Origin of the sequence: Bifidobacterium sp. FKU, assembly GCF_026016385.1 — a bacterium.
In the GTDB taxonomy this organism is placed as follows: domain Bacteria; phylum Actinomycetota; class Actinomycetes; order Actinomycetales; family Bifidobacteriaceae; genus Bifidobacterium; species Bifidobacterium infantis.
Window position 1 is genome coordinate 2,455,689 of the sequence record NZ_CP092888.1, and the last position, 22,368, is coordinate 2,478,056.

General features: G+C 57.0%; 17 protein-coding genes and 1 pseudogene. 7 read left to right on the top strand and 11 right to left on the bottom strand.

The genetic code is table 11. The annotated features are described in order from the left end of the window. Positions 1-270 precede the first annotated feature (270 nt). Positions 271-975 (top strand): HD domain-containing protein, encoded by a 705-nt coding sequence (locus tag MMB48_RS10995; RefSeq protein WP_032743843.1) that lies wholly within the window; start codon positions 271-273, stop codon positions 973-975. A gap of 40 nt (positions 976-1,015) precedes the next feature. Here MMB48_RS10995 and MMB48_RS11000 read toward each other — a convergent pair whose 3' ends face one another. The 6 genes from MMB48_RS11000 to MMB48_RS11025 all read right to left on the bottom strand — a co-directional run bounded on the left by MMB48_RS11000 (position 1,016) and on the right by MMB48_RS11025 (position 8,374). After that, entirely contained in the window at positions 1,016-1,876 is an 861-nt protein-coding gene (locus MMB48_RS11000) for a class II glutamine amidotransferase (RefSeq protein ID WP_032743842.1), read from the bottom strand. Positions 1,877-1,969: 93 nt separating this feature from the next. Further along, positions 1,970-4,474 (bottom strand): KUP/HAK/KT family potassium transporter, encoded by a 2,505-nt coding sequence (locus MMB48_RS11005; RefSeq protein ID WP_032743841.1) that lies wholly within the window; start codon positions 4,472-4,474, stop codon positions 1,970-1,972. Positions 4,475-4,616: 142 nt separating this feature from the next. Then, complete coding sequence (locus MMB48_RS11010; RefSeq protein WP_012578620.1) at positions 4,617-5,576, bottom strand: TatD family hydrolase; 960 nt, start codon at positions 5,574-5,576, stop codon at positions 4,617-4,619. A 33-nt stretch (positions 5,577-5,609) separates the two neighbouring features. Further along, a complete protein-coding gene (locus tag MMB48_RS11015) occupies positions 5,610-5,780 on the bottom strand; it encodes a hypothetical protein (RefSeq protein WP_155270624.1) in 171 nt (56 codons plus the stop codon). Then, positions 5,781-6,923 carry an alpha/beta hydrolase gene (locus MMB48_RS11020; protein WP_032743840.1) on the bottom strand — a complete coding sequence of 381 codons (1,143 nt, stop codon included), beginning with the start codon at positions 6,921-6,923 and terminating at the stop codon, positions 5,781-5,783. Between the two features lie 8 nt (positions 6,924-6,931). After that, positions 6,932-8,374 carry a sugar porter family MFS transporter gene (locus MMB48_RS11025; RefSeq protein WP_050496228.1) on the bottom strand — a complete coding sequence of 481 codons (1,443 nt, stop codon included), beginning with the start codon at positions 8,372-8,374 and terminating at the stop codon, positions 6,932-6,934. Positions 8,375-8,614: 240 nt separating this feature from the next. Between MMB48_RS11025 and MMB48_RS11030 the strand changes: the two genes are divergently transcribed. The 3 genes from MMB48_RS11030 to MMB48_RS11040 are packed head-to-tail and all read left to right on the top strand — an operon-like array spanning position 8,615 to position 11,233. Further along, positions 8,615-9,634 carry an ROK family protein gene (locus MMB48_RS11030; protein WP_032743839.1) on the top strand — a complete coding sequence of 340 codons (1,020 nt, stop codon included), beginning with the start codon at positions 8,615-8,617 and terminating at the stop codon, positions 9,632-9,634. After that, on the top strand, positions 9,624-10,319 hold the full coding sequence (locus tag MMB48_RS11035; protein WP_032743838.1) for an N-acetylmannosamine-6-phosphate 2-epimerase: 696 nt from the start codon (positions 9,624-9,626) through the stop codon (positions 10,317-10,319). Before MMB48_RS11030 ends, MMB48_RS11035 begins: the two co-directional genes overlap by 11 nt. A gap of 38 nt (positions 10,320-10,357) precedes the next feature. Then, a complete protein-coding gene (locus tag MMB48_RS11040) occupies positions 10,358-11,233 on the top strand; it encodes an AraC family transcriptional regulator (RefSeq protein WP_032743837.1) in 876 nt (291 codons plus the stop codon). Between the two features lie 140 nt (positions 11,234-11,373). Here MMB48_RS11040 and MMB48_RS11045 read toward each other — a convergent pair. Next, a pseudogene (locus tag MMB48_RS11045) lies at positions 11,374-12,066 on the bottom strand (Fic family protein); the annotation flags it as partial. Between the two features lie 268 nt (positions 12,067-12,334). Between MMB48_RS11045 and MMB48_RS11050 the strand changes: the two are divergent. Next, positions 12,335-13,405 (top strand): Fic family protein, encoded by a 1,071-nt coding sequence (locus tag MMB48_RS11050; protein WP_032743836.1) that lies wholly within the window; start codon positions 12,335-12,337, stop codon positions 13,403-13,405. 25 nt (positions 13,406-13,430) lie between these two features. On the opposite strand, the gene MMB48_RS11055 is transcribed toward MMB48_RS11050, so the two are convergent. Beyond that, positions 13,431-15,239, bottom strand: a complete 1,809-nt coding sequence (locus MMB48_RS11055) for an ABC transporter ATP-binding protein (protein WP_032743835.1) — start codon at positions 15,237-15,239, stop codon at positions 13,431-13,433. Between the two features lie 10 nt (positions 15,240-15,249). Then, a complete protein-coding gene (locus MMB48_RS11060) occupies positions 15,250-17,160 on the bottom strand; it encodes an ABC transporter ATP-binding protein (protein ID WP_032743834.1) in 1,911 nt (636 codons plus the stop codon). 492 nt (positions 17,161-17,652) lie between these two features. Here MMB48_RS11060 and MMB48_RS11065 point away from each other — a divergent pair, with 492 nt between their 5' ends. After that, complete coding sequence (locus MMB48_RS11065; RefSeq protein ID WP_032743833.1) at positions 17,653-19,050, top strand: ATP-binding protein; 1,398 nt, start codon at positions 17,653-17,655, stop codon at positions 19,048-19,050. A gap of 116 nt (positions 19,051-19,166) precedes the next feature. On the opposite strand, the gene MMB48_RS11070 is transcribed toward MMB48_RS11065, so the two are convergent. Then, positions 19,167-20,483 (bottom strand): ATP-binding protein, encoded by a 1,317-nt coding sequence (locus tag MMB48_RS11070; protein WP_032743832.1) that lies wholly within the window; start codon positions 20,481-20,483, stop codon positions 19,167-19,169. A gap of 106 nt (positions 20,484-20,589) precedes the next feature. Between MMB48_RS11070 and MMB48_RS11075 the strand changes: the two genes are divergently transcribed. Further along, on the top strand, positions 20,590-20,901 hold the full coding sequence (locus tag MMB48_RS11075; protein WP_230581199.1) for a hypothetical protein: 312 nt from the start codon (positions 20,590-20,592) through the stop codon (positions 20,899-20,901). An 82-nt stretch (positions 20,902-20,983) separates the two neighbouring features. Here MMB48_RS11075 and MMB48_RS11080 read toward each other — a convergent pair whose 3' ends face one another. Next, complete coding sequence (locus MMB48_RS11080; protein ID WP_032743830.1) at positions 20,984-22,345, bottom strand: ATP-binding protein; 1,362 nt, start codon at positions 22,343-22,345, stop codon at positions 20,984-20,986. Positions 22,346-22,368 lie beyond the last annotated feature (23 nt).

Here is a 22,368-nt window from a genome sequence, read left to right on the forward strand (position 1 = left end):
GGTCTACTTCCGTTTCAAGGGGCTGGTCATCCGCCAAACCCCGAGTATAAACGGCTTCATGCCAACGTCATTCCGCCGTTTTTACGCCGCGTATACTTGGGCACCAGCCCCTTGAAACGGAAGTAGACCTCAGGAGGATGCCGAATCAGCCCCTTGAAACGGAGATAGGCATGTCGAGATGTCCGAATCAGCTCCTGACAATCCTGATGCGGCTCATTGCCGCGCTAATCTGAGGATGAATCTGACCGTACGAGGCGAAACCTGATAATCATGACCGGATATATTCCCACACTGGAGCAGATCGACGAATTGCACCGCAAAATCGCGCCGTCCAAGGCGGCGTACGAGCTGGTGCACACGCATTGCGTGATTGTGGCGACCATCGGCTGCCAGATCGTGCGCCGGCAGAACGCGCTGTTCACGCGCCGCTGCACATTACCGAAGGACGCGGAGGTACCGCCCACCGCAGGCGTCACCGGCGGTCAGGTGCCGCCGCGTCTGCTTGACGAGCATTTGGTACTCATCGGCGGACTGCTGCATGACATCGGCACCTACCGCGTGTTCAAGCATGACGGCTCTGACGGCGAACCGCTCAAATTCAGCAAGAAACGCTACATTCTACACGGTCTTAAGGGCTACGAGTATCTGCTCGACGAGGGCGTGGACGAGTCCATCGCCCAGTTCTGCTGCAACCATACCGGCGTGGGACTTACGCGCGAGGATGTGGTGTGCCAGGAGCTGCCGTTGCCACCAGCCGACTATGTGCCGATGAATCTCGAGCAGGAAGTGGTGATGTACGCCGACAAGTTCCATAGTAAGTCAGTGCCGCCGAAGTTCCTGCAGGTCGAGGCGTATACGGCCCGAGCCGAGCGATTTGGCGGAGAGAACAAACAGCGATGGCTGGATCTGGTGGCCAAGTATGGCATGCCGGATATTCCGGCGTTGGCGGAGAAGTATGGGATGCGGATGATCTGAGGCTCAAGGCCCCTCGTCAGAGACGGCTTATGAAGCTATTTCAGATGGAACGGAGACGGTAGGTGCCGTTGCGGTTGGAGGCGATGATCATCTGGTCGTTCTCCAGCACGTTCCAGCCTTCCTGCTCATAGCCGGAAGAGGAGACCACCACACCGGCGGAGTCGCCGTTGTCGTCGCGCAGCTCACGGTAGCGCATCACACGGTAGTCGGCGGCCTGCTCGCCACGGCCATACTCATCGTAGATTTCCACGATGCGCGGGCTGGTCTTCTCACGACCGGCGGCGCACAGGGCGATGAGCTGGTCCTCGGACTGAATCATGCAGTTGTAGCTGGACTTCGGGTAGGCTTGGCGCAGTTCGCGCACGGCCTGGGCCACGGCCTCGTCGAGCGGGAAGCCGAAGCCGATGTATTCCAGAATCACCGCGAAGAAGATAGCGGAGTCGGAACGGCCGCCGGTGGAGAGGAACACGCTGTGGTTCACCGGGTATGAACGGTTGGTGACGATGTTGCGGCCATTGGCGTCCGAGATATCGCCGTTGTGGATGAAGCTCAGGCCGTTCGCATAGAACGGGTGCTGGTTCTCCATGATGAGCGGCAGATTGGAGCTTGCCAAGCGCAGGTGCCAGATGGCACCGCGAGACGGTTCGTCGGCCAGCGCCTCAAACGTGCTGTCATGACGGGCCGCGATGGTCGACTTGTAGATTCGGGTACCGGTTTCCGGAGTGGGTGCGCCGCCGTCGCGCACGTGCGGTGCTTCGGCGGGATCGGAAAGCTGGGCTACACCCCAGCCATCATTGTGGATTTCAGACAGTTCGCGGAAATCGCCGACATTGTCCCGACCCAACACCGCGTTGAGGCTCAGGTTGAAGCCTGCCGTCGCGTATCCCAGTAATCTGCACATGGCATTTCAACTTACCGAAACCGTGCGGCGACGTGCGGCGACTGTTATAGGCATTCTTTATAGAGCGCATCAGCGCCGCTGCAAACTGGTATGTTATCGCTTCTGTTTGGCGGAGCGCTGAGGCTTGGCGGCGGGTTTGCCGTTCTTGGCCTTGCCCTTATCGCCCTGCTCAGCGACCGCAGCGGCGGCAGCGGTCTCAGCGATCTTCCGCTCCTCGGCCGATACGGCGGCATCGAGCTCCTGTACCAATCGCCCGAGCCCGGACGTGGTGTCCATCGGGTCGGGGACGGCGGCCGGGTCGGCCACTGCACGAGTCGGCGTGGGCGTCGGGATGGTCTTGGCCGTATCGGTGCGCTTCAGACGCGGTGGGCGGCGGGTGGAGACGAACAGCGGCTGCACCTCGACCAGCGGGTTGTAAGGTGCCAGACCGAACCACTTAACCGGCGAGCCGGCCATGCGGCGGATTGCGTACTTGGCTTGCAACGACAGGGCACCGCGTGCGGAAACCTTGGATTCCGGCATCAGGGCCTTGTGAATCAGCACGTACCGGATGGTGCCGATGTCCGGATCGGCGTCGACCTTGGGGTAAATCGACTTCTGCTTAGGCAGTTCGCCGGTTTTGGACAGGTCGTGCATGATTTGGTGGATGTACGCAGGGATGGACTGCGAAACCTTGAATCCCAAACGGAAGCGCACGCGGTAGATGTAGTTCGTGCCGAAGTTCTCCACCGAGTATTCACGGGTGAACGGCTCGTCGGTGGTTTCCACGCTGACTGCCCACCAAGCACGGGCGCGCTTGGGGTGGTCGGCGAAGATGGAGAAGAAGATGTCCGTGTCGAGTCGCTTGGTTTCCGAGTCGGAGGTCAGGTACACGATGTTGTCCGCAAAATACGGGATGCGGAAATCACTGTGCAGCTTGTCGAGCGCGGGTAGGAAGTCGTTGGGCCGCATGTGACGGCGTTGCGCACGTTCGAGCTTGGTGCCCTCATTCCACGTGTACATGACGAACAGAATCGCGGCGGTCAGCAACATGGTGAACCAACCACCATGCAGGAATTTGGCCATAGACGCGATGAAGAACATAGCCTGAATCGCCAAGAACAGCACGGTGAACACGATGGCACCGACCCGCTTGCCGGAATGCCAGATGTGCACGCCGAGCAGCACGGTGGTGGTAATCATCGTAATGGTCAACGCCAGGCCGTACGCGGCGGAGATATGCTCGGAATCCTTGAAGATGGCGAGCACGGCGAGCGTGGCCACGCACAACACGCCGTTGACCACCGGAATGTACAGCTGGCCGCGCGTACGGGCCGGGTAACGCACCTGCAGATGGGGCATCCAGTTGAGGCGGGTGGCCTCGGAAACCATGGTGAACGCGCCCGTGATCAGGGCCTGGGAGGCGATCACGCCGGCCGTGACGGACAGGATCACGGCCAGGTACCGCACGTTCGGGGTCATCATCTGGAAGAACGGGTTGAGCGACTTCATCGCGGTGTATTGCTGGTTATCGCTATTGGCCAGCATCCACGCGCCTTGGCCGAAGTAGTTGAGCACCAGCGCAACCTTAATGAATGGCCAGGTGAAGTAGATGTTGCCGCGCCCCACGTGGCCCATGTCGGAGTACAGTGCCTCGGCACCGGTGGTCGAGAGGAACACAGTGCCCATAAGGGCGATGCCGGCAGCATTGTCCGGGCTGAACAGGAATTTGATGCCGTACACCGGGTTCAGGGCCGCGAACACAGACCAGTCGTTAGAGAGATTCGTGACGCCCACGATGGCGAGGAAGCTGAACCAGACCAGCACCATCGAGCCGAATACTTTGCCGATGCGTTCGGTGCCGCGCGACTGCACGGAGAAGAGAATCACGATGATCACGACGGTAATCATCAGGGTCAGGCTTGGGTTTTCGTCGAACAACCCTTCCAATGGCGGCAGGGTCTGCAAGCCTTCGACTGCGGAACTGATGGAAACCGCCGGAGTAAGTACCGAATCCGCGAGGAATGCCGCACCGCCGAGCATGGCGGGAATCGCGAGCCATGCGCCGTACTTGCGAATCAACGAGTACAGTGCGAAGATGCCGCCTTCGCCATTGTTGTCGATACGCATGGCGATGAGCACATATTTGACGGTAGTGATTAGTGTAATCGACCAGAAGACCAGCGACAGCATGCCGAGCACGGCCTCTCGGTTTACGCTGCCAAGCCCTCCCTGACCGGCAAGGAAGGTCTGCGCGGTGTAGAGGGGCGAGGCGCCGATGTCGCCGTACACCACGCCGAGCGCCACAATCGCCATGCCCCAGGTAACCTTGTCTGGACTGGATTGCAAGCGGGCCCACCATCGGCCGAGGCCGCCTTTCGACCATGCGCTGGCGATTTTCTCGGCTTCCTTGGTTTCGGCTTCCCTCTGCTTGGCGAGTGCCGCGCGCTCCTCCTTGGTGAGAGTGCGGCGGGACACCTTGGGAGCGTTGGTAAAGGTGTCGGCCCTCAGCAGTGCTTCTTTTTCCTGTCGGGCCTTGGCTTTGGCGGCGCCAGCCTGGGCTTTCTGGGCCTTTGAGGCTTCTTGGGCGCGTGCGGTCCTTTGGTTCGACTCAGCCATACGTTCAGTCCTCCATTGAGGTGGAGATCATCCCCCTCGCTTATGTCAGGTACATCATGGTAGACCTCGTTCACAATTCTGACAAATTTTACAAGTCAACACATCGTCTCTACACGCGCCGCGACGGCCGCACACCCGGCCCTCACAGTCCGTATACGGCGCGGGCGGTATCGCGGGTGCCGCGCGCCACATCCGCGATGGACAGGTCGAGCGTATCGGCCATGGCCCGCAAGGTGTAGGGGATCATATACGGCGCGTTGGTGCGCCCGCGGTAGGGCATGGGCGTCAGGTACGGCGCGTCGGTTTCGACCATCGCATGGTCCAGACCCACGATTCGCAGCGATTCGCGGATGCCGTCGTTGCCCTTGTAGCTCACGGTGCCGGAGAAGCTCAGATACCAGCCATGTTCGCGCGCGATCTCGGCCATCTCACGGTCGCCGGAATACGAGTGGAATACGGTGCGTTCGGGCGCGCCGTCGGCCAGCAGGGTTTCGATGACCTCGCGATGGGAGTCGCGGTCGTGAATCTGCATGGGCAGGCCCAGTTCCTTGGCTAGGGCGATATGCGCGCGGAAGGCCTCACGCTGCAGTTCCTTCGCACCTTCGCCGGTGCGGAAGAGGTCCATGCCGGTCTCGCCGATAGCCACCACTTGCTCGGGGTATGTGGTGGCGAGGCGATGTACTTCGGCGAGCGCGTCCTCGAAAGACGTGTCATGGTAAGGCTTGTATTTGAGGGGCAGACCATCCGGCCCCGGCACACCGCGATGCCCGTGGAGCACGGACTCATTGGGGTGTATTGCGAGCGCCGCGTGCACGTTACCTGGATGATCGAGGGCCATCTGGACGGCGGTCATCAGGTGCGGCAGCTCGCAACCGCAGTCGATGATACCCCCAATGCCGACAGATTGCGCCTGCGCCAGCAATTGGTCGACGTCGTACACCGGGACTTCGGGCTGTCCCTTCTCCTGCGCCTCATGGCTCATAGCGCGCGCGAAAGGGATTACGGAGGCCACGTGAGTGTGGTTGTCGATGGTCTGGGCGTCGTCCGGCAATGCTTCAGGTGCCGGGGCCCAGCTACGGTCGCGATGGTGGTGCTTGCTCATGGTTTCTCAGTGTAGGCTGTTTCTCAGTGTAGGCTACCGCCAGCAGGTGAACACGGCGAGTGCAAAAAGCACGATGGTGACGATGGGATTGGTGATGAGACTGAGCGCCTGACGCGTGGTGCCGTGGGTCATGCTTTCTGTTGGAGTGATGTTGAGGATGCCGCCGCAGTCATCGTCTTTTCGCGATTGCGGCGGCAATGTCATCTACACACTCGCCGTAAGCGATGTGCGCGGTGATAGATGCTCGCGGAAGAACGCCATCATTGCGTCATTGAGTTCTCCGCTGCCGGAATCCCACGTCATCAAGGGATAGTCATGAGGAATACGCTTGCCGTTGACAGACCGCAGATCATGCAGTTCATGATCGCAGTTCATCGAGCGCAGTAGCATCGTTGCGTACAGCGCATCGTTTTCCAGAAAATCATCGGTACTGGTGGAAAGCCATACCGGCGGATATGCGATTGCTCGCATCAACGATTCAGTACGCTCATATGGTGTTCCCTCCAATCGTGATATCAATGTTCGGAACGCTGGCCGCAGCTTCTCGAACAGCTCGCCGGAATCCGGGTAGAACGCATCGAACAGATGGTCATACACCAGCATGCCGGAGGTGAAACCGACTGATTGGAACCGCACATGATTACTATCAATCCCCAGAAGAGAGGACAGCTCCTCATTGGTCTCACACGCCAACAGGAACGTTCCCAGCAATGCGCCGGCAGAATCGCTGACCAGGAACAGTTGCTCAGCCGACAGCTGCCACCCATCACCATTGCTTACTAGCCATCGCAAGGCCGTCGACACATCAGTCAACATATCGAGGAAATCGCCCCCGGGTGCCAACGTATAGTTGGGGCACACCACGGCAAATCCTCGGCTGGCAAGCTGAGCGGCATACGCATTCTGAATTTCCTTGAATGAATAGAAGAACGCGCCACCGTGAATGTTGAAAATAACCGGAATATCACCGTCGCCGCGCAAGTATGCGTCCTTCGGCAGGAAAATATCCAACTTATGAGCACGCCCGCCATCGGTCATATAGTCGATATCCGGAAATTTCATCACGGTATCAGGCAACGCACTGCGGAAGTCCAGTCGGCGTACGTCACTGAACGCGTAGCTTGCCCGATGCTGCCGCACATAATCGATAAAGACTCGATACTCATCATCATCGGGTATGTCTGCGGTATCGGGAAGATCCTCGTCAAGGTAGGTCCATGTTCGGGCCAACCGTTCCTGTAGCGGCGTCAAAACACAAGTTCCATTCGTAGCGTGAATATCATTCAACGTGAAAGGAATTCCGTTGACAGAGAACGTCATTGCATCGTCGTCTTGATAACGCATCATTCCCCACCTCACTTCAGCTCAGCCTTCATATCCTCAAGCTCCACACCGTTGGTTTCCGGCAGAAACTTGACGACAAAGAAGAAGCCCAGCAATGCCATCAGCGTGTAGAAGCCGTACGTCCATCCAAGACCGATGCCATCACGCATAGGAGGATAAATCGTAGTGATAAGGAAGTTGAACATCCAGTTCGCGGCAGTCGCCACGGCCTCCCCCTTGGCACGGATACGATTCGGGAAAATTTCGCTGATGATGACCCAGACGGTGACGTTCGTAGTGGCACAGCAAACCAGGAAGAACGCGTAGGTGCATACGATGGAAATCCACGTCCACGTAATCGACAGGCTCAGAGTACCGTCAGCACTCAACTGTCCTTGGCCGAAGCCAATGGCCGTGATGCCCAGGAATACCGTCATCAGCAAAGTTCCGTATTTCATAAGATTACGGCGACCGACTCGATCGATAAGCACCATACCTACCACCGTGGCAACGGCGGCGAGCGTCGCACGTACAACAGCGATGGTCAGCGACGCCTGCTCGCTGAAGCCCAGCATGTTCCAAAGGCTGGAATCGTACAGCATGATGATATTCTGCCCGTTGGCCTGAGCCAGCAGAACGAAGATGATGGAAATCCAGACCACGCCCTTGAGACCGAACGTCTTACCGCGCAGTTCCCTGAAGGAAACCTTCTTCTCGTTCTCCTCGTTCTGGAACGACTTCTGGATTTTGGCGATGGTCACATCGGCATTGTTGTCACCGATGACGTCAATCAGAATGGTCTTGGCCTTTGCAATCTCGCCCTTCATAACCAGATAACGAGGAGTCTCTGGCAAAGCGAAGCATAGGAAGAACATGATAACGCCAGGCAGGGCTGTTGTCACTAGCATCCAACGCCATGCGTCTATCCCCATCCAGAATGGCATTTCAGCGCCACCGGATGCCACGACATAGATATCGTTGACGACCAGCGATGCGATGATGCCCAATGCGATGGCCATCTGCTGGAAGCTGGTGAAGAAGCCGCGTCTTGCTGCTGGAGAAATCTCCGAAATGTAAGCGGGGCCGATTGCCGAGGTGAATCCGACACCAAGGCCTCCGACGATACGGAAGATGATAAATATGGTGAAATTCGTCGTCAGACCTGTCACCAAAGAAGCTGCCACAAACAATATGGCGGCAAGCTCCAGTACACGAATTCGTCCCATACGATCGGCGACCACACCGGCGAACCATGCGCCGAACACACATCCCAGCAATGCGCTGGAGACCGAGAATCCGCTCATGGTACTGCTGAGTGCAAAACCGGAATCCGGACTGGCGATTGCGGTCACGGCGCCGTTGATGACCGACGTATCGTATCCGAACAGGAAGCCACCCACGGCTCCGATCGTACAGACGGCAATTAACTTGCCTTTAAGCTTGCCATCGATTTGAGACTGAGTCTGTTGGCTCATGATATTCTCCTTTGCCCGATGATGGACCTCGTCGCCCACCAGTAAGCCCCTATCGTATTGAGCGAGCATTTGCCGGTCATTGGCAACAGGGCTATGGGCGTGATAAAAATGAATGATTTTGTGACCGATGGTTCAAGGCGTCGTTGTCGTACTCGGAGGAAGCCTGATAACAATAAAAGCGGAGGCGAACTGACGCAGTGCAGTCGCCCATACCGCTTAATCACACCAACGGAGATGCCTATGAGTTTTGCAAGCATAATCCATCAGCATACGGTGATATCCGTGGACATCGGCGGCACCAAAATCGCCGCTGGTCTCATGTGCGTAGACCTCGACGAACAAGGAAGACCGCGGGACATGCCAGCGTTGATTCGACGGTACGTCATACCGACGAAAGCACGTCTCGGCGGCACCTCCGTATTGCAACGCGTCGTTCAAGCCATTCGCCAGTGTCTGGACGATGGTGAGATTCCTTTCCCACTATTGGGGATCGGTGTAGCGAGCGCAGGAGTCATTGACGGCAACGGTTCGGTGGTATCAGCCACTTCGTTGATTCCCGGTTGGGCCGGTATTCAACTGCAAGCCGAATTATCGGCAACGTTCAACGTGCCTGCCATCGTCATCGGAGATGTTCAGGCACACGCCCTTGGTGAAGCGCACTGGGGATGCGGACGACAATACCAATCACTACTGGTCGCCGCCATCGGCACCGGTATCGGAGGCGCGATAATCATCGACGGGAAACTGGTACGCGGCGTCCACGGAGCCTGTGGCCATATCGGCCATCTGCCGCATCCCGACGCCATTGGTATATCCTGCTCATGTGGATGTAAGGGCCATGTGGAGTCAATCGCCTCAGGTACCGGCATTGCCGATAATTATCGACGTGCTCTGCAACAGAACGGACACAATACTCTCCCCACCGACATCAGTGGACGCACTATCGCCGAACTGGCCAGTCAAGGTAGTACGGAAGCCGTAACCAGTATCACTCTGGCCGGCACGAGTCTCGGCGATGTTCTTGGCGGACTAATCAATGCCCTTGATCCCGATGCCGTGATCCTTTCCGGTTCCGTAGTCCATTCTGGAGAACTATGGATGAAATCTGTGAAACAAGGCATCCAAAGACAGACCTTGGGCATTCTTTCCCGAACACCGGTTTTGACAGGAACACTCGGCGGCAGAGCCCCTCTCATCGGAGCAACATCAGCTCTGTGCGCCGACCTCAGATCAAATAAGGAGCAGAAATATGAATACTAACGATACTTATTCGAAACGTCTTATCGATTCGCTCCACGGCAAACTGATAGTCAGCTGTCAAGCATATCCCGGCGAGCCAATGCGGCATCCCGAAACCATGGCCCAAGTCGCTCAATCAGTAGAAATCGGCGGCGCTGCCGCCATTCGATGCCAAGGTCTTGCCGATATCAGCGCCATCAAAGGCCAAGTAAAAGTTCCAGTCATCGGCATATGGAAGGAAGGCGATAACGGCGTATACATCACGCCAACGTTACGCCACGCCAGAGCCTGCATTATGGCGGGAGCCGACATTGTGGCACTCGATGCTACAGATCGGCCCCGGCCAGACGGTCTAACTCTGCAGCAGACCGCGCGGCAACTCAAAAGCGAGGGCGCAATACTGATGGCCGACTGCGGCTGCATCGAAGACTCCGATGCAGCCGTGGATGCAGGATTCGACATCATCTCCACCACGCTGGCTGGATACACCGATTCCCGCGCCAAAACAGAAGGACCGGATTACGAGCTCCTCGCTCAAATGCTGGAGCGGCACCCCCACGTACCGGTGATATGCGAGGGTAGGATACATACTCCGTCCGATGCGGCCAAAGCCATAGAAATGGGTGCCTGGGCAGCCGTAGTCGGTACCGCCATCACCCACCCCATGACGATAACGTCATGGTTCGCCGATGCAGTAAGGTCCTGATGGCGCACAAACCAACAGCGACCTAAGTAGGAGGCGATATGCAGTACGTTAAGGGCACCAATCAGGAACTATTGACCACATCACCGCAGTTCCCTGCCCTGGTCATCGCACATCAGGGATTCGACAAAGCCAGGTTGCATTGGCATGAAGGCTTCGAGGTGGTATACGTCCGACGCTGTCGGGCCACAGTGATGAAAGGCACCCAACGTTCGATGTATCATGCCGGTGATGTAGTACTGATTCCTCCACGCTGCCTGCATAGCATCGAACTTATTCAGGATCTTCGGCAACCATCAGCTGTACCGCAGGCGCTTTCCGTAACGATCTCGCCCACGGAGTTGCTACCGTCATATCCGTATATTACCCAAATCCAACAACAGCTGGATTACGACTACATTGGCGAAAAAGATCATCAACAATTGCTGAAATGCTGCGAACAAATGTTTGCGGCACTGATCAGCGGCAAGCAGACACGGTTCCTTGAAGCGAATTCCTGGTTCTATACCATGCTTACCAATGTTTTTGACTGCGCCAAACCATTGGCTGCAGCGAACCAAGAAGACACCGAGGATGAAACCATACTCCAGGATGGACGAGTCATTAGACGAATACGCCACTACGTGCAACGTCATTATCGCGAGCTCCTATCCACCGCACAGGTGTCGCAGAAATTCGGATATTCACGAGAGCATTTTTCAAGGATATTCAGCAAATATTCTGGAGTGACATTTAAAGACTACGTAACGCGTGTACGTCTGCTGGCGGCCTGCGATTTGCTCACCAACACGGATATGCCAATCAATCAAATCGTCCGGGAATCCGGATTCCCCAGTTCTCAAACCATGCGAGGATCGTTTGACCGCGAATTCGCATGCACGCCCAGCGAATATCGCTCTCGTTCGATGGAAGAATAATCGAGAATCATCTCCATTCTTACGAAGCGCGATATGGACGATACTGCAGTAGGAGTCCAATATGTCGCAGTCCCTCAAAAACGAACAAATCCGGTAGTGACTGAGAATCTTGGCATTACTACAACCATGGCACGAAGTTACTAATCCTCGCTCACTCCCGTCGAGAGGATGCTTTTCAACGATTCCGACGTCTGTATCTTCAGCGGGCGTTTCCCGGACTGAACGACGAGACCCGCATCCAGTATCTCCCCCACGTATGTTCTCGCACTTTGCTTGGATAGTCCGATTTGGCGGGCGGCGTCGTCCAGCGATATGGACTCGGTCGAATCGAACATCTCCTCCTGGATTACGCCGTATAGTATCGAGGCCGCTTTCGCAGACAGACCGTGCTTCTGCCTAAGCTGTTCGCAAATCGTCTCGCCCTTGTCAAGCTGGTCAACCATGATTTCGAGCTCGTCAATCAGCTCGTCCTGGGCTTCACGGATGAACCCGAGGAGGGTGTTCACGAAAAGCGTGAGCTCTCCGCAGTTCAGCTTAGCCTCCGCTTCCACGAACGCCTTGTAGTAGGCGTTTTTGTTCTCCGCAATGGTGCGCGACAAAGACAGTACCGTAGGCATGGTCAGATCATGATTCAGGTAAAGGGCCAGGAGATACCGCCCGGTCCTGCCGTTGCCGTCGTAGAACGGGTGAATGTACTCGAATAGGAAATGCGACATGATAGCCGCCTGCAGGCGAGGAATCTCGTCGGAGGTTGCGAGATGAATCATATCCGCGAGAAGCGCGCTGATATTGCCTTCGCCACTGACGCCGTTATGAATTGCAAGACCGTGCGGCCGCCTTGGCACCACCGTTGCGCAAACGGGTGATTTCAGCCAGAACGATGGATCAGTGCGCTTGTCGATACTCAGGTGAGCGGAAATAATCCAGCAGACGATCATCGCACAGGCGAACCAGCCGAGCAGCACCGCGCCCAGAATCGCGCAACCGGCAAGCGAGATGGCCGCCATCCTGCCGCCTTTTCTGCCTCATCAGCCCATTTTCTGCCTCATTTTGATAAAATATGATGCAGAAAAGTTCGTATGATGCAGAAAATGAGGCGGTATGAGATCATTCGACTACATCGAATCAGGTAAGACGTTGCTCACCCCGCACACCACGAGTTTGCTTGCCGCGATTCACGAGGCAAAAGGGCGCCAAAGCATACAGACAACGATCAGACCGGATATATTGGAGACGCTGGTTGCCGTCGCGCGCATCCAAAGCACAGATGCCTCAAACCGCATCGAAGGTATTTCCACCAGCGATAGCAGGCTCAACGATCTCGTCTCGGAGAAAGTCACACCGCGCAATCGCAATGAAGAAGAGATTGCCGGCTACCGTGACGTGCTATCGGCTATTCACGAAAGCCACGACTATATTCCGATTACCCCGAACGTCATTCTTCAACTGCACCGCGACCTCTTCCGGCACACACCACTGACCTTTGCGGGGCATTTCAAGGACAGTGACAACGTCATCATCGAACGAGATGCACACGGGACCAGCACCGTACGATTCGCCCCACCGTCCGCACTTGTCACACCGGAACTGATCGAACGCGCGTGTTCCGCCTACACGCAAGCAATCCGAGATGGACATACCGATCCATTGCTTGCCATCGCCATGTTCATTCTCGATTTCACCTGCATACATCCGTTCAATGACGGCAACGGCCGCATGAGTCGGCTACTCACGCTCCTGATGTTGTACCGCAATGGCTATATGGTCGGCAAATACATCAGTATCGAACACCTTATCGAGCAAAGTAAAAGCACTTATTATGAGGCGCTGGCCGCAAGCACCCAAGGATGGGACGACAACGCCAATGATTATGCGCCATTCACGAACTACCTGCTTGGCATCATACTGTCCGCGTGCAAGGAATTCGACGAACGCATCAATCTCACGGCAGGCGGCAGAGCGCAGGGAGCACCGCGAGTAGCCACCAAGGGAACGCGGATTGAAGCACTGCTTGATCGATCCCTAGTTCCACTCTCCAAGGCCGATATTCTCGCTCGCATGCCCGATACCAGCACCACCACCATTGAGCGCACGCTGAAATCACTGTTGGACTCCGGTACGATCATCAAAATCGGTGCCGGTCGCAGCACCCGCTATGTGAAACGCCGCTAAACGCATCCTTGTGCGCAACATCTCGTCACTCCTCCGGCGCCCCGCTGGCCACGCGAATCATCGCGTACTGCGACTCGTAGAGGCGGTAGTACGCGCCCTTGGCGGCGAGCAGCTGCGCGTGCGAGCCGTGCTCGACGATCTGGCCGTGATCGATGTAGAAGATCTCATCCGCGTTCTCGATCGTCGACAGACGGTGCGCGATGATGAAGCTCGTACGCCCCTTGAGCAGATGCTGCAGGCCGGCCTGCAGCGCCTCTTCGGTGCGCGTGTCGATGTTGCTCGTCGCCTCGTCCAGGATTAGGATACGCGGGTCGGCGAGCAGCACGCGCGCGAAGGCGATGAGCTGGCGCTGGCCGGCCGACAGGGTCGATCCGCGCTCCTCCACCACCGTGTCGTACCCGTCGGGCAGTTCCATGATGAACTCGTGCGCGTGCACGGCCTTCGCCGCCGCCCCGATTTCCTCGTCGGTGGCGTCGAGCTTGCCGTAGCGGATGTTCTCACGCACGTTGCCAGAGAAGATGAAGGTGTCCTGCAGCATCACGCCCATCTGCCGGCGCAGCGATGCGAGCGTCACGTCGCGCACGTCGTGGCCGTCGATCGTCACCGAGCCCTCGGACACGTCGTAGAAGCGCGACAGCAGGTTGATGATCGTCGTCTTGCCGGCGCCCGTCGGGCCGACCAGCGCGATCGTGCGCCCCGGTTCGACGTGGAAGTCCACGAGGTTGAGGATGTTGCGGCCGTCCTTCTCGTAGCGGAACACCACGTCGTTGAAGTCGACGCGCCCGCGGATCTGCGGCAGGTCCGCCGCGTCGGGCTTGTCGCGGATCTCCGGCGTGACGTCGAGCGTCTCGAAGATGCGCTCGAGGTACGCCGAGCAGGTGATGAGCTGGTTGTAGAAGTTGCCTATGTTGATCACCGGATTCCAGAAGTTGTTCGCGTAGCCGACGAACGCGATGAGCACGCCGGTGGTCACGTTCACGCCCCCGAAGCCCATCACGCCGACGAAGTAGATGAACGAGATGGTCATCACGGAGATGGTCTGCACGCCCGGCCACATGAGGAACTGGATGTGCACGGCGTGCATCCACGCGGAACGCACCTCGCCCTGCTGCTCCTGGAAGGTCCTGAACTGGGCCTGCTCCTGCGCGAAGGTCTGCGTGGTCTTCACGCCGGCGATCGACTCGTGGATGTAGGCGTTCAGGTTGCTCTGCTTGTTGGAGAGCTTCTGGAAGGCGCGCCGCTGGAAGATCTGCAGCACGCGCACCCAGATGATGAGCACCGGGAACAGGATCAGGCTCCACAGGGCCAGCTGCCAGTCGATCACGAACATCACGATCAGAGTGATCACGAAGGTGAACACGTCGGAGATCACGTTGATCAGACCGGAGCTCAGCGTGTCCGAAAGCGTGTTCACATAGTTGACCACGCGGATCAGGATCTTGCCGTGCGGGCGCGAATCGAAGTAGCTGAAGGGCAGCGTCTGGATATGCGTGAAGATATCGCGGCGCATGTCCTTGAGCATGAGCTGGCCGACGCGCGTGATCGCCACCGTGCGGTAGCGCAGCCCGAACTCGTACAGCACGATCAGCGCGGCGAGGATTACGGCGAGGATGCCGAGCTTGCCGAGGTCCTTGTTCGGGATCGCCTCGTCGATCATGATCTTGGTCAGGTACGGCACGGCGACGACGATGCAGCTCATCGAGATGACGACGACGAGAATGCGCGCCACCTGTGCCATATACGGTTTGAGATATTTGCCGACGCGAGCGATGTCGTGGAGGTTGATGGACTCCTCCAGCTCCTCATCCTCGCGGAATGTATTGCGTTGTGTCATAAGTCCTCTTCTAAAATCCCTGTGCAGCGCCGGACTGGAGTCCGAGCTGCTTGTGGTAGATGTCCCAGTAGCGGCCGTGTGCGGCCACGAGTTCGGCGTGGGTGCCGCGTTCGACGATACGTCCGTGCTCGAGCACCAGAATCAGGTCGGCATCCTTGACCGACGAGATGCGGTGGGCGATGGTGACGATGGTCTTGCCGCCGTCCATCTCCTTGAGGTGCTTCTGGATCTCCGCCTCGGTCTCCATATCGACGGCCGAAGTCGTATCGTCCATAATCAGGATCGACGGATCGTCCGCGAGCGCGCGGGCCAGCGACAGGCGCTGCTTCTGCCCGCCGGACAGGCCCACGCCGCGTTCGCCCACGACGGTGTCATAACCCTGCGGCATCGACCTGATGAAATTGTCCGCGCCGGCGATCTGGGCCATTTTCCGGATATATCGTTCGTCGCTATCATCGCCGGCACCAAAGCCGATGTTGCCGCCGATGGTGTCGGAGAACAGGAAGGTATCCTGTGCCACGATGCACACCTGCGAGCGCAAGGCGGCCAGCGGCCAGTCGCGTGCGTCGATGCCGTCGATGAGCACATGGCCCACGGTTGGGTCGTAGAAGCGGGAGATGAGGCTGACGAGCGTGGACTTGCCCGCGCCGGTTTCGCCGAGGATGCCGAGCTTGGAGCCGGCGGGCACGGTGAAGCCGAGGTCCTTGAGGATCGGGGTCTCCGGGTCGTCCGGGAAGGCGAAGCTGACGTGGTCGAAGCGGATGTCGCCCTTGATATGCAGCGGGCAGGACTTGCGTTCGGCGGACTGCTGGGCACCGGATGTTCCGGAAGCCCCGGGCGCTCCGGTAGCCCCGGTAGCCTCATCATCGTGCTTGACTTGCTCGACGATCGTGACCGCCTGCTTGACGGCTTCGACCGCGTCGGGCTTCTCCACGATGCGCGGCTGTTCGTTGAGCAGCTTGCGGATCTTGATGCAGCTGGCGTTGAATCGCTGCCAGTCGTTGATGAGCCAGCCGGACTGGCGCACCGGGCCGTCGATCATCCACAGGAAGGAGTTGAAACTCACCAGATTGCCGAGGGTCATGTAGCCCTTGATGACCAGAAAGCCACCGAGGCCGAGCGTGATGAGCTGCAGCGAGAAGCCGAGACCGTCCAGCCAGGGCATGTACCTGCGCGAGTTGTAGGCCAGGGCCATGTTGCGCTGCATGTAGTCGTCGTTGTGCTCGTCGAACTTTTCGGTCTCGTACGGTTCGCGCACGAATGCCTTGACCACACGGTTGCCCTCGATGTTCTCTTCGACCATGGAGTTGAGGGAGGCCAGCGAGTTGCGGATGGCGAAGAACAGCGGGTGGGCGTGCGTGGACAGGCCGCGCGTGAGCACAAAAATGAACGGCGTGACGCAGGCCAGGACGAGCGCGAGTCGCCAATCGATGGCGAACATCACACACAGGGCACCGATGAACATGACCACGCAGTCGGCGATCTGATAGCTCACCCAACTCAGGCAGTGGCGGATCGCGTCGGTGTCGGAGGTCAGGCGGCTCATGATGTCGCCGGTGCGTGTGTGGTTGAAGTACGTGAAGTCGAGCTCGTGCAGCTTCTCGTATTCGTCGGAGACGAGGCGGTAGACCGAGTTCTGGCCGAAACGCTCCATCCACATCTGGTAGCCGTATCGCGCGCCCACGCGGATGATGGTCATGAGGATCATCAGTCCACACAGACGTGGCAGTTCGTCGGCATGTCCGCCGACGATGACGCGGTCCACGATGATACCGGACAGAATCGGAATGGTCAGGGCCATCGTGTTATTGGCGATGAACAGTAGGAGCGCGCCTACCACGCGGGGCAGGTCTGGTTTGCAGTATGGCAGCACCCATTTGAGGTTGCTTGCACTGGTATTGATTCCCGGATCGACGTACATGTGAGGGGATCACCGTTTCTTGGGGATTGTTTGCTTATGGTATGGTGCGGCATGCTCCTGCGCCGCACGCGGCAATCGCTGCCGCCACGATTCACGATCAGCCGTGCTTCGCACTGCGCCTGTCATTGGCCGCACGACCGGAGCTCTCCTTCATCGGTCGAAGCACGTTCGACTTTCGCAAACGCGTACTAGTCTAGACGGCCTGCGTCCAATCGCAACAGCCCACAACTCTGCGTGTTCCCCGCATTAGCAACGCGGCACGGCCCGCTAAGCGCAACATTCCCCGGAATGTGTCGCTGCGCCCCCAAACAGGCCCAATTCGCGAAGCAGTCCCCGGAATGTGTCGCGCGAAACGTTGCGCATGCGGCAATGCACGCTCGAGACCTGTTGCATACCAGTCGACCAAATTATAGAATCATAATTAAGTAAATTACGATTCTATAATTTGCGCGTGTGCGCCAGGGCAGACAGCAAAGCAAGGAGACAAGGGCCATGTTCGTCGGGCGAGATAAGGAGCTTTCGGCACTGGAACGCCGCTGGAGCTCACAGCAGTTCGAGTGCGTCGTGGTCTACGGCCGTCGCCGCGTGGGCAAGACCACACTCATCAACCGCTTCCTCGAAGATCGCCCCACGATTTTCTTTTCGGCAATCGAATCCAGCGCTTCCAAGAATCTCGAATCGCTAAGCCGCAGCATTGCTCTGTATGAAAAGGGCTCAGAGGCGTTCGAGACAACGCCCGTATACCGCAGCTTTGAATCCGCACTGGAAGCGGTGTTCGCGCTGGCCGCAAAGCAACGCATCGCCTTCGTCATCGACGAGTACCCATATCTGGCTAAAGCAGACCGGACCATCAATTCGGTCCTGCAGCATGCCATCGACCGCCATAAGGATGACAGTCAGCTCATGATGGTGTTATGCGGCTCTTCCATGTCGTTCATGGAGCGCCAGGTGCTTGGGTATGAGAGCCCTCTATACGGCAGACGCACCGCTCAAATCAAAGTGGAGCCATTCGGCTACGCCGATGTCCGCAAGTTCTTGCCAAGATACAGCAACGAGGACGCCGCTATTGCTTACGGACTTACCGACGGTATCCCGCAGTATCTTCGGCAACTGGACGACGGCATCAGCATCCGAGACAACATCCGTTGGAACATCCTCGACCCAAGCTGCTATCTGTTTGAGGAGCCAGACAACTTGCTGAAGCAGGAGCTGCGCAGTCCGGCCGAGTACAACGCCGTAATCCAGGCCATTGCCTCCGGGGCATCTCGGTCGAACACCATCGCCACCGCATGCCATATGGAATCGTCCTCATGCGCCACCTATTTGCGCAATCTCATCGATCTGGGAATCGTTCGCAAGGAGACACCTTTCGGCGAGGACGCTCCTCGCAAGACGATCTACCGTATCGAGGACTCGTTCTTCCGATTCTGGTACCGATATGTGCCGAACAACATGTCCCTCATTCAATCCGGTCATGCCGATCTCACCGCCGACCGTGTTATGCGCACTATCTCCGACTTTATGGGGCAGGTGTTCGAAGACATCTGCGTTCAGTGGATATGGTCCCATAACGGTACCGAGGCATTGCCTTTCCTCATGCTTGATGCCGGACGTTGGTGGGGCGCCAATCCGACCACCCGCAGCCAGGAGGAAATTGACATCGTGGCTTCAGGAGAAAAACCGAAAACTCTCCTATTCTGCGAATGCAAATGGCGCAGCGTGCCATCCGGCCTGCAGCAGTTGGAAGTGCTGCGCAATCGCGCCAGACTGCTGCACCCCGAAACCAGCCATTACATGCTGTTCTCCAAATCAGGCTTCGACGAGCATGTCGCCGCCCGCGCGGCGCAAGACGGTACAGTGACGCTTGTCGATTTTGCGGATATGGATTAGTCGGTTCACTCCATTGCGGACGGTAAGGGTGAAGTAACAGGCTGGGTCAATGGACCGAACCGCTAGACCGGGCAACAGGCCCAATCCGTGACACATTCCCGGGAAAGCGGTGCGCGTTACATCACGCTCAAACAACCCAGCATATATATGGGCAGGTATTCGGTTCGGCCAACAGTCTCCACGTTGCCATCATGGAACACGTAGGCATGGGCAAACCGATAATTGTCGGTATCCAGTAGGTTGTTCATGGCCCGATGCCGCGTATAGTCCTTGCCCGATTTGATTTCAACCAGTGAAATATCATCCAGACCTTGCTGCACCACAAAATCAACTTCACCAATACGGTTCTGGTTGAAGTAATGCAGTTCCAATCCCTGTGCAAACAGTTCCTGAGCCGCTGCATTCTCGAAAATCGACCCGTAATTCATACTGGATCGGTGATTCACAATCTCTAAGTCCACACTGCGCATCAAACGGGAGGTCAGCAAACCGACATCGTTCATGTACAGTTTAAACGTGTTCTCGTCGGCATGCTCCGTCAGCGGGTATTCAGGGTCCTGCACGCGCGAAGTAGGCAAGGCGATACCTGCGTTCGCCAACCAATCGAACGCCGTCTGCATATGAGCGAACCTGATATTCTTGCCCAACTTGGAGAACTTGAATCGTTTGTTTTCCGCATTGAGCTGACTTGGAATCGCCTCGTAAATGCTCTTGATATGACGACGTTCCACCAAATCGGAGACATATTTGGTGATGTCGTATTCATAGGTATCGAATATGGCTTGCTGAGTATTGCGGACCTTGACAATATCGGCAGAATCCACGAATGACTGCACTGCGTCGGGCATGCCACCAATCAGCAGATACTTGTACCACAGGTCGGTGAGCCGTTCATGTAGATAATCGGGAACCTCCCGTCGATCCACATAACATTCACGCAGGGTATCGAGAGCGGACTGAGGCAGCCGGTATGCAGCGCAGAACTCATAGAAATTGAGCGGATACATACGCATCGTCTGCAGGAATCCCACCGGGATCGAGCGCACATTGAACACATCAATGCCCAGCAGGGAGCCAGAAACAATGACATCCAATCCTTTGGCGCCAGACAGGAATTTGGTCCACGTGAGCATGTCCTCACACGCCTGTATCTCGTCAAGAAACAGCAGAGTCTTGCCCGGCGTAATTTCCGTGCCGGAAAGTACCGATAACCGCAGTATCAGGTCTTCGGTGTCCTTGGCCTTGCTTACCGTTTCGGCCGCCTGAGGCATCTCGATGAAATTCACCTCAGCCACATGCTCATAATGGTCTGCACCGAACTGCTCAATCAGCGTGGTCTTGCCCACCTGCCGGGCACCCGTGACCAGCAAGCCCTGCTTGGTTTTACGGTTCTTCCAATTCAGCAACTGGTCATATGCATGGCGCTTGAGCATATTCCCCTCCTCTTTTGTGGAGAATGACTGAAAACACGCAGGTCATCACACAATCACATACTGATATCATCTTAGCATTCACGTTTTTACATATGCAAAACGCGCTTTGAGTCACAAAAAACACAAGAATAGTGAATGGTTCATTCACGTTTTACGTATTGTGCGCCGGGTCCTGTTCGAACGCACGCGCAACCCGTACGCCTCCGCCTACGAGGTGCTGCGTACCGACAACGACCAGCAGTGGTCGTACGTGGGGTCGCTGACCGATATTCTCGGCAATGGCCGTTACTCCTGGATGCACCTGGAAGGACCGGGATTGTTCCGCTACAACGATGCCGATGTCAAGACCATCAACGGCCGCAAGATGCGCTTCGGTCTGATGTGCGATCAGTACGCCGAGGCCGCCTTCAAGCTGTAAGCCTTAAGGCTTCGCCACTACAGGCCGGTTGCGGGCCATATCCCAAGTCAGCAACCGGCCGAACCATATCTCGCGGCTTCAGTCATCCTTCATCATCAGTATTCGGTAGCGGCCCTAAATCAGCTCCGCCATCCGGCTCATAATCACTCGCCAACCACGGGCGGAAGTAGCTCCCGACTATCCACAGTGGGACATTGGTCAGCCAATCCTGCTCCTTGTAATTCCGCATCGACGTACGGTAACCGCAAATCCCGTATTTGTCGCACAGCCACCTCAAGCTACGCTTATGACGCTCGGTACCAGCTTTGGCCTCCAACGGAATGATTGCGCCATTACCTGCAAAGACAAAATCAACTGCTCCCGTACTGTTCGCATTCGACCAGTACATCGGTGTGATGCCGGCGGCCACTAATTGCTGGCAAACATACTGTTCCGTTAACGCACCACGGAATTCGGTCAGCCCGTCATCACCAAGGACCACGCTTGCGGGAGTCAGATCCAGGGCCGCTGCCAGCAGCCCAACATCATGGAGATACAGTTTGAACGCGGAATCATCACGGTATGACGGCAATGGTGCCGCAGGTTTTTCGACGCGATACACCCGCAACGCAAGACCAGAATCGACAATCTGCTGAATCGCGGATTCATATTGCGCCGCCCGAGCGCCACGAGCGATGTGGCCGAAAATAAATTTATGATTCTCACGCGCCAGATGGGACGGAATCAAGGAAAACACCAAACGCATTTTCTCACTATCCACACCGGTTCTGGGATGTTTGGAAAAGTCCATGTCGTAATTGGATAACAATTCTTTCTGCACGGCACGCGCATGCTGATAGCCATCTTCTACAAATGTCTCAACGACTTCGGGCATGCCGCCAACAAAACAGTACTGACGAACCCTTCGCTCTAAACGTTCCGCAAATCCCCCAAGTGTCTCAATACGCTGGTTCCGGATGCGTTCGGCTATCACTCCATCACCGACCGCTTCCAAGAACTCCACAAACGTCATCGGATACATATCGATGGAGGTGACACTGCCAACCGGGAATGACAGGTCTTCGTGCTGAGCCATGCCCAGATAGGAGCCCGCTACAGCGACATGGAGATCCGGCATTTCCTCATGGAGCGCTTTCAACAGAGTCAGTAAATCAGGGATTTCCTGTATCTCGTCGATGCACAGCAGCGTCTTGCCAGGCCGAACGCGAACCCCATTAAACGCCTCCATGGAATCAAGCAACATGTGCACCGAATCCACACCTGTCAACGCAGCCTTTGCACCGCCATCGAACAAGTTGACATAAGAAAATGACTCGAACTTGTCCCGACCCAGCACCTTAAGCACATGAGTCTTGCCTACCTGTCTCGCGCCGCACAGCACTATCGGCTTGTGCTCCGTCGCTTCAGCCCATGCCGACAACCTGGTATAGAATATCTCAAGCATCGATGAATAGGGAGATGATCACA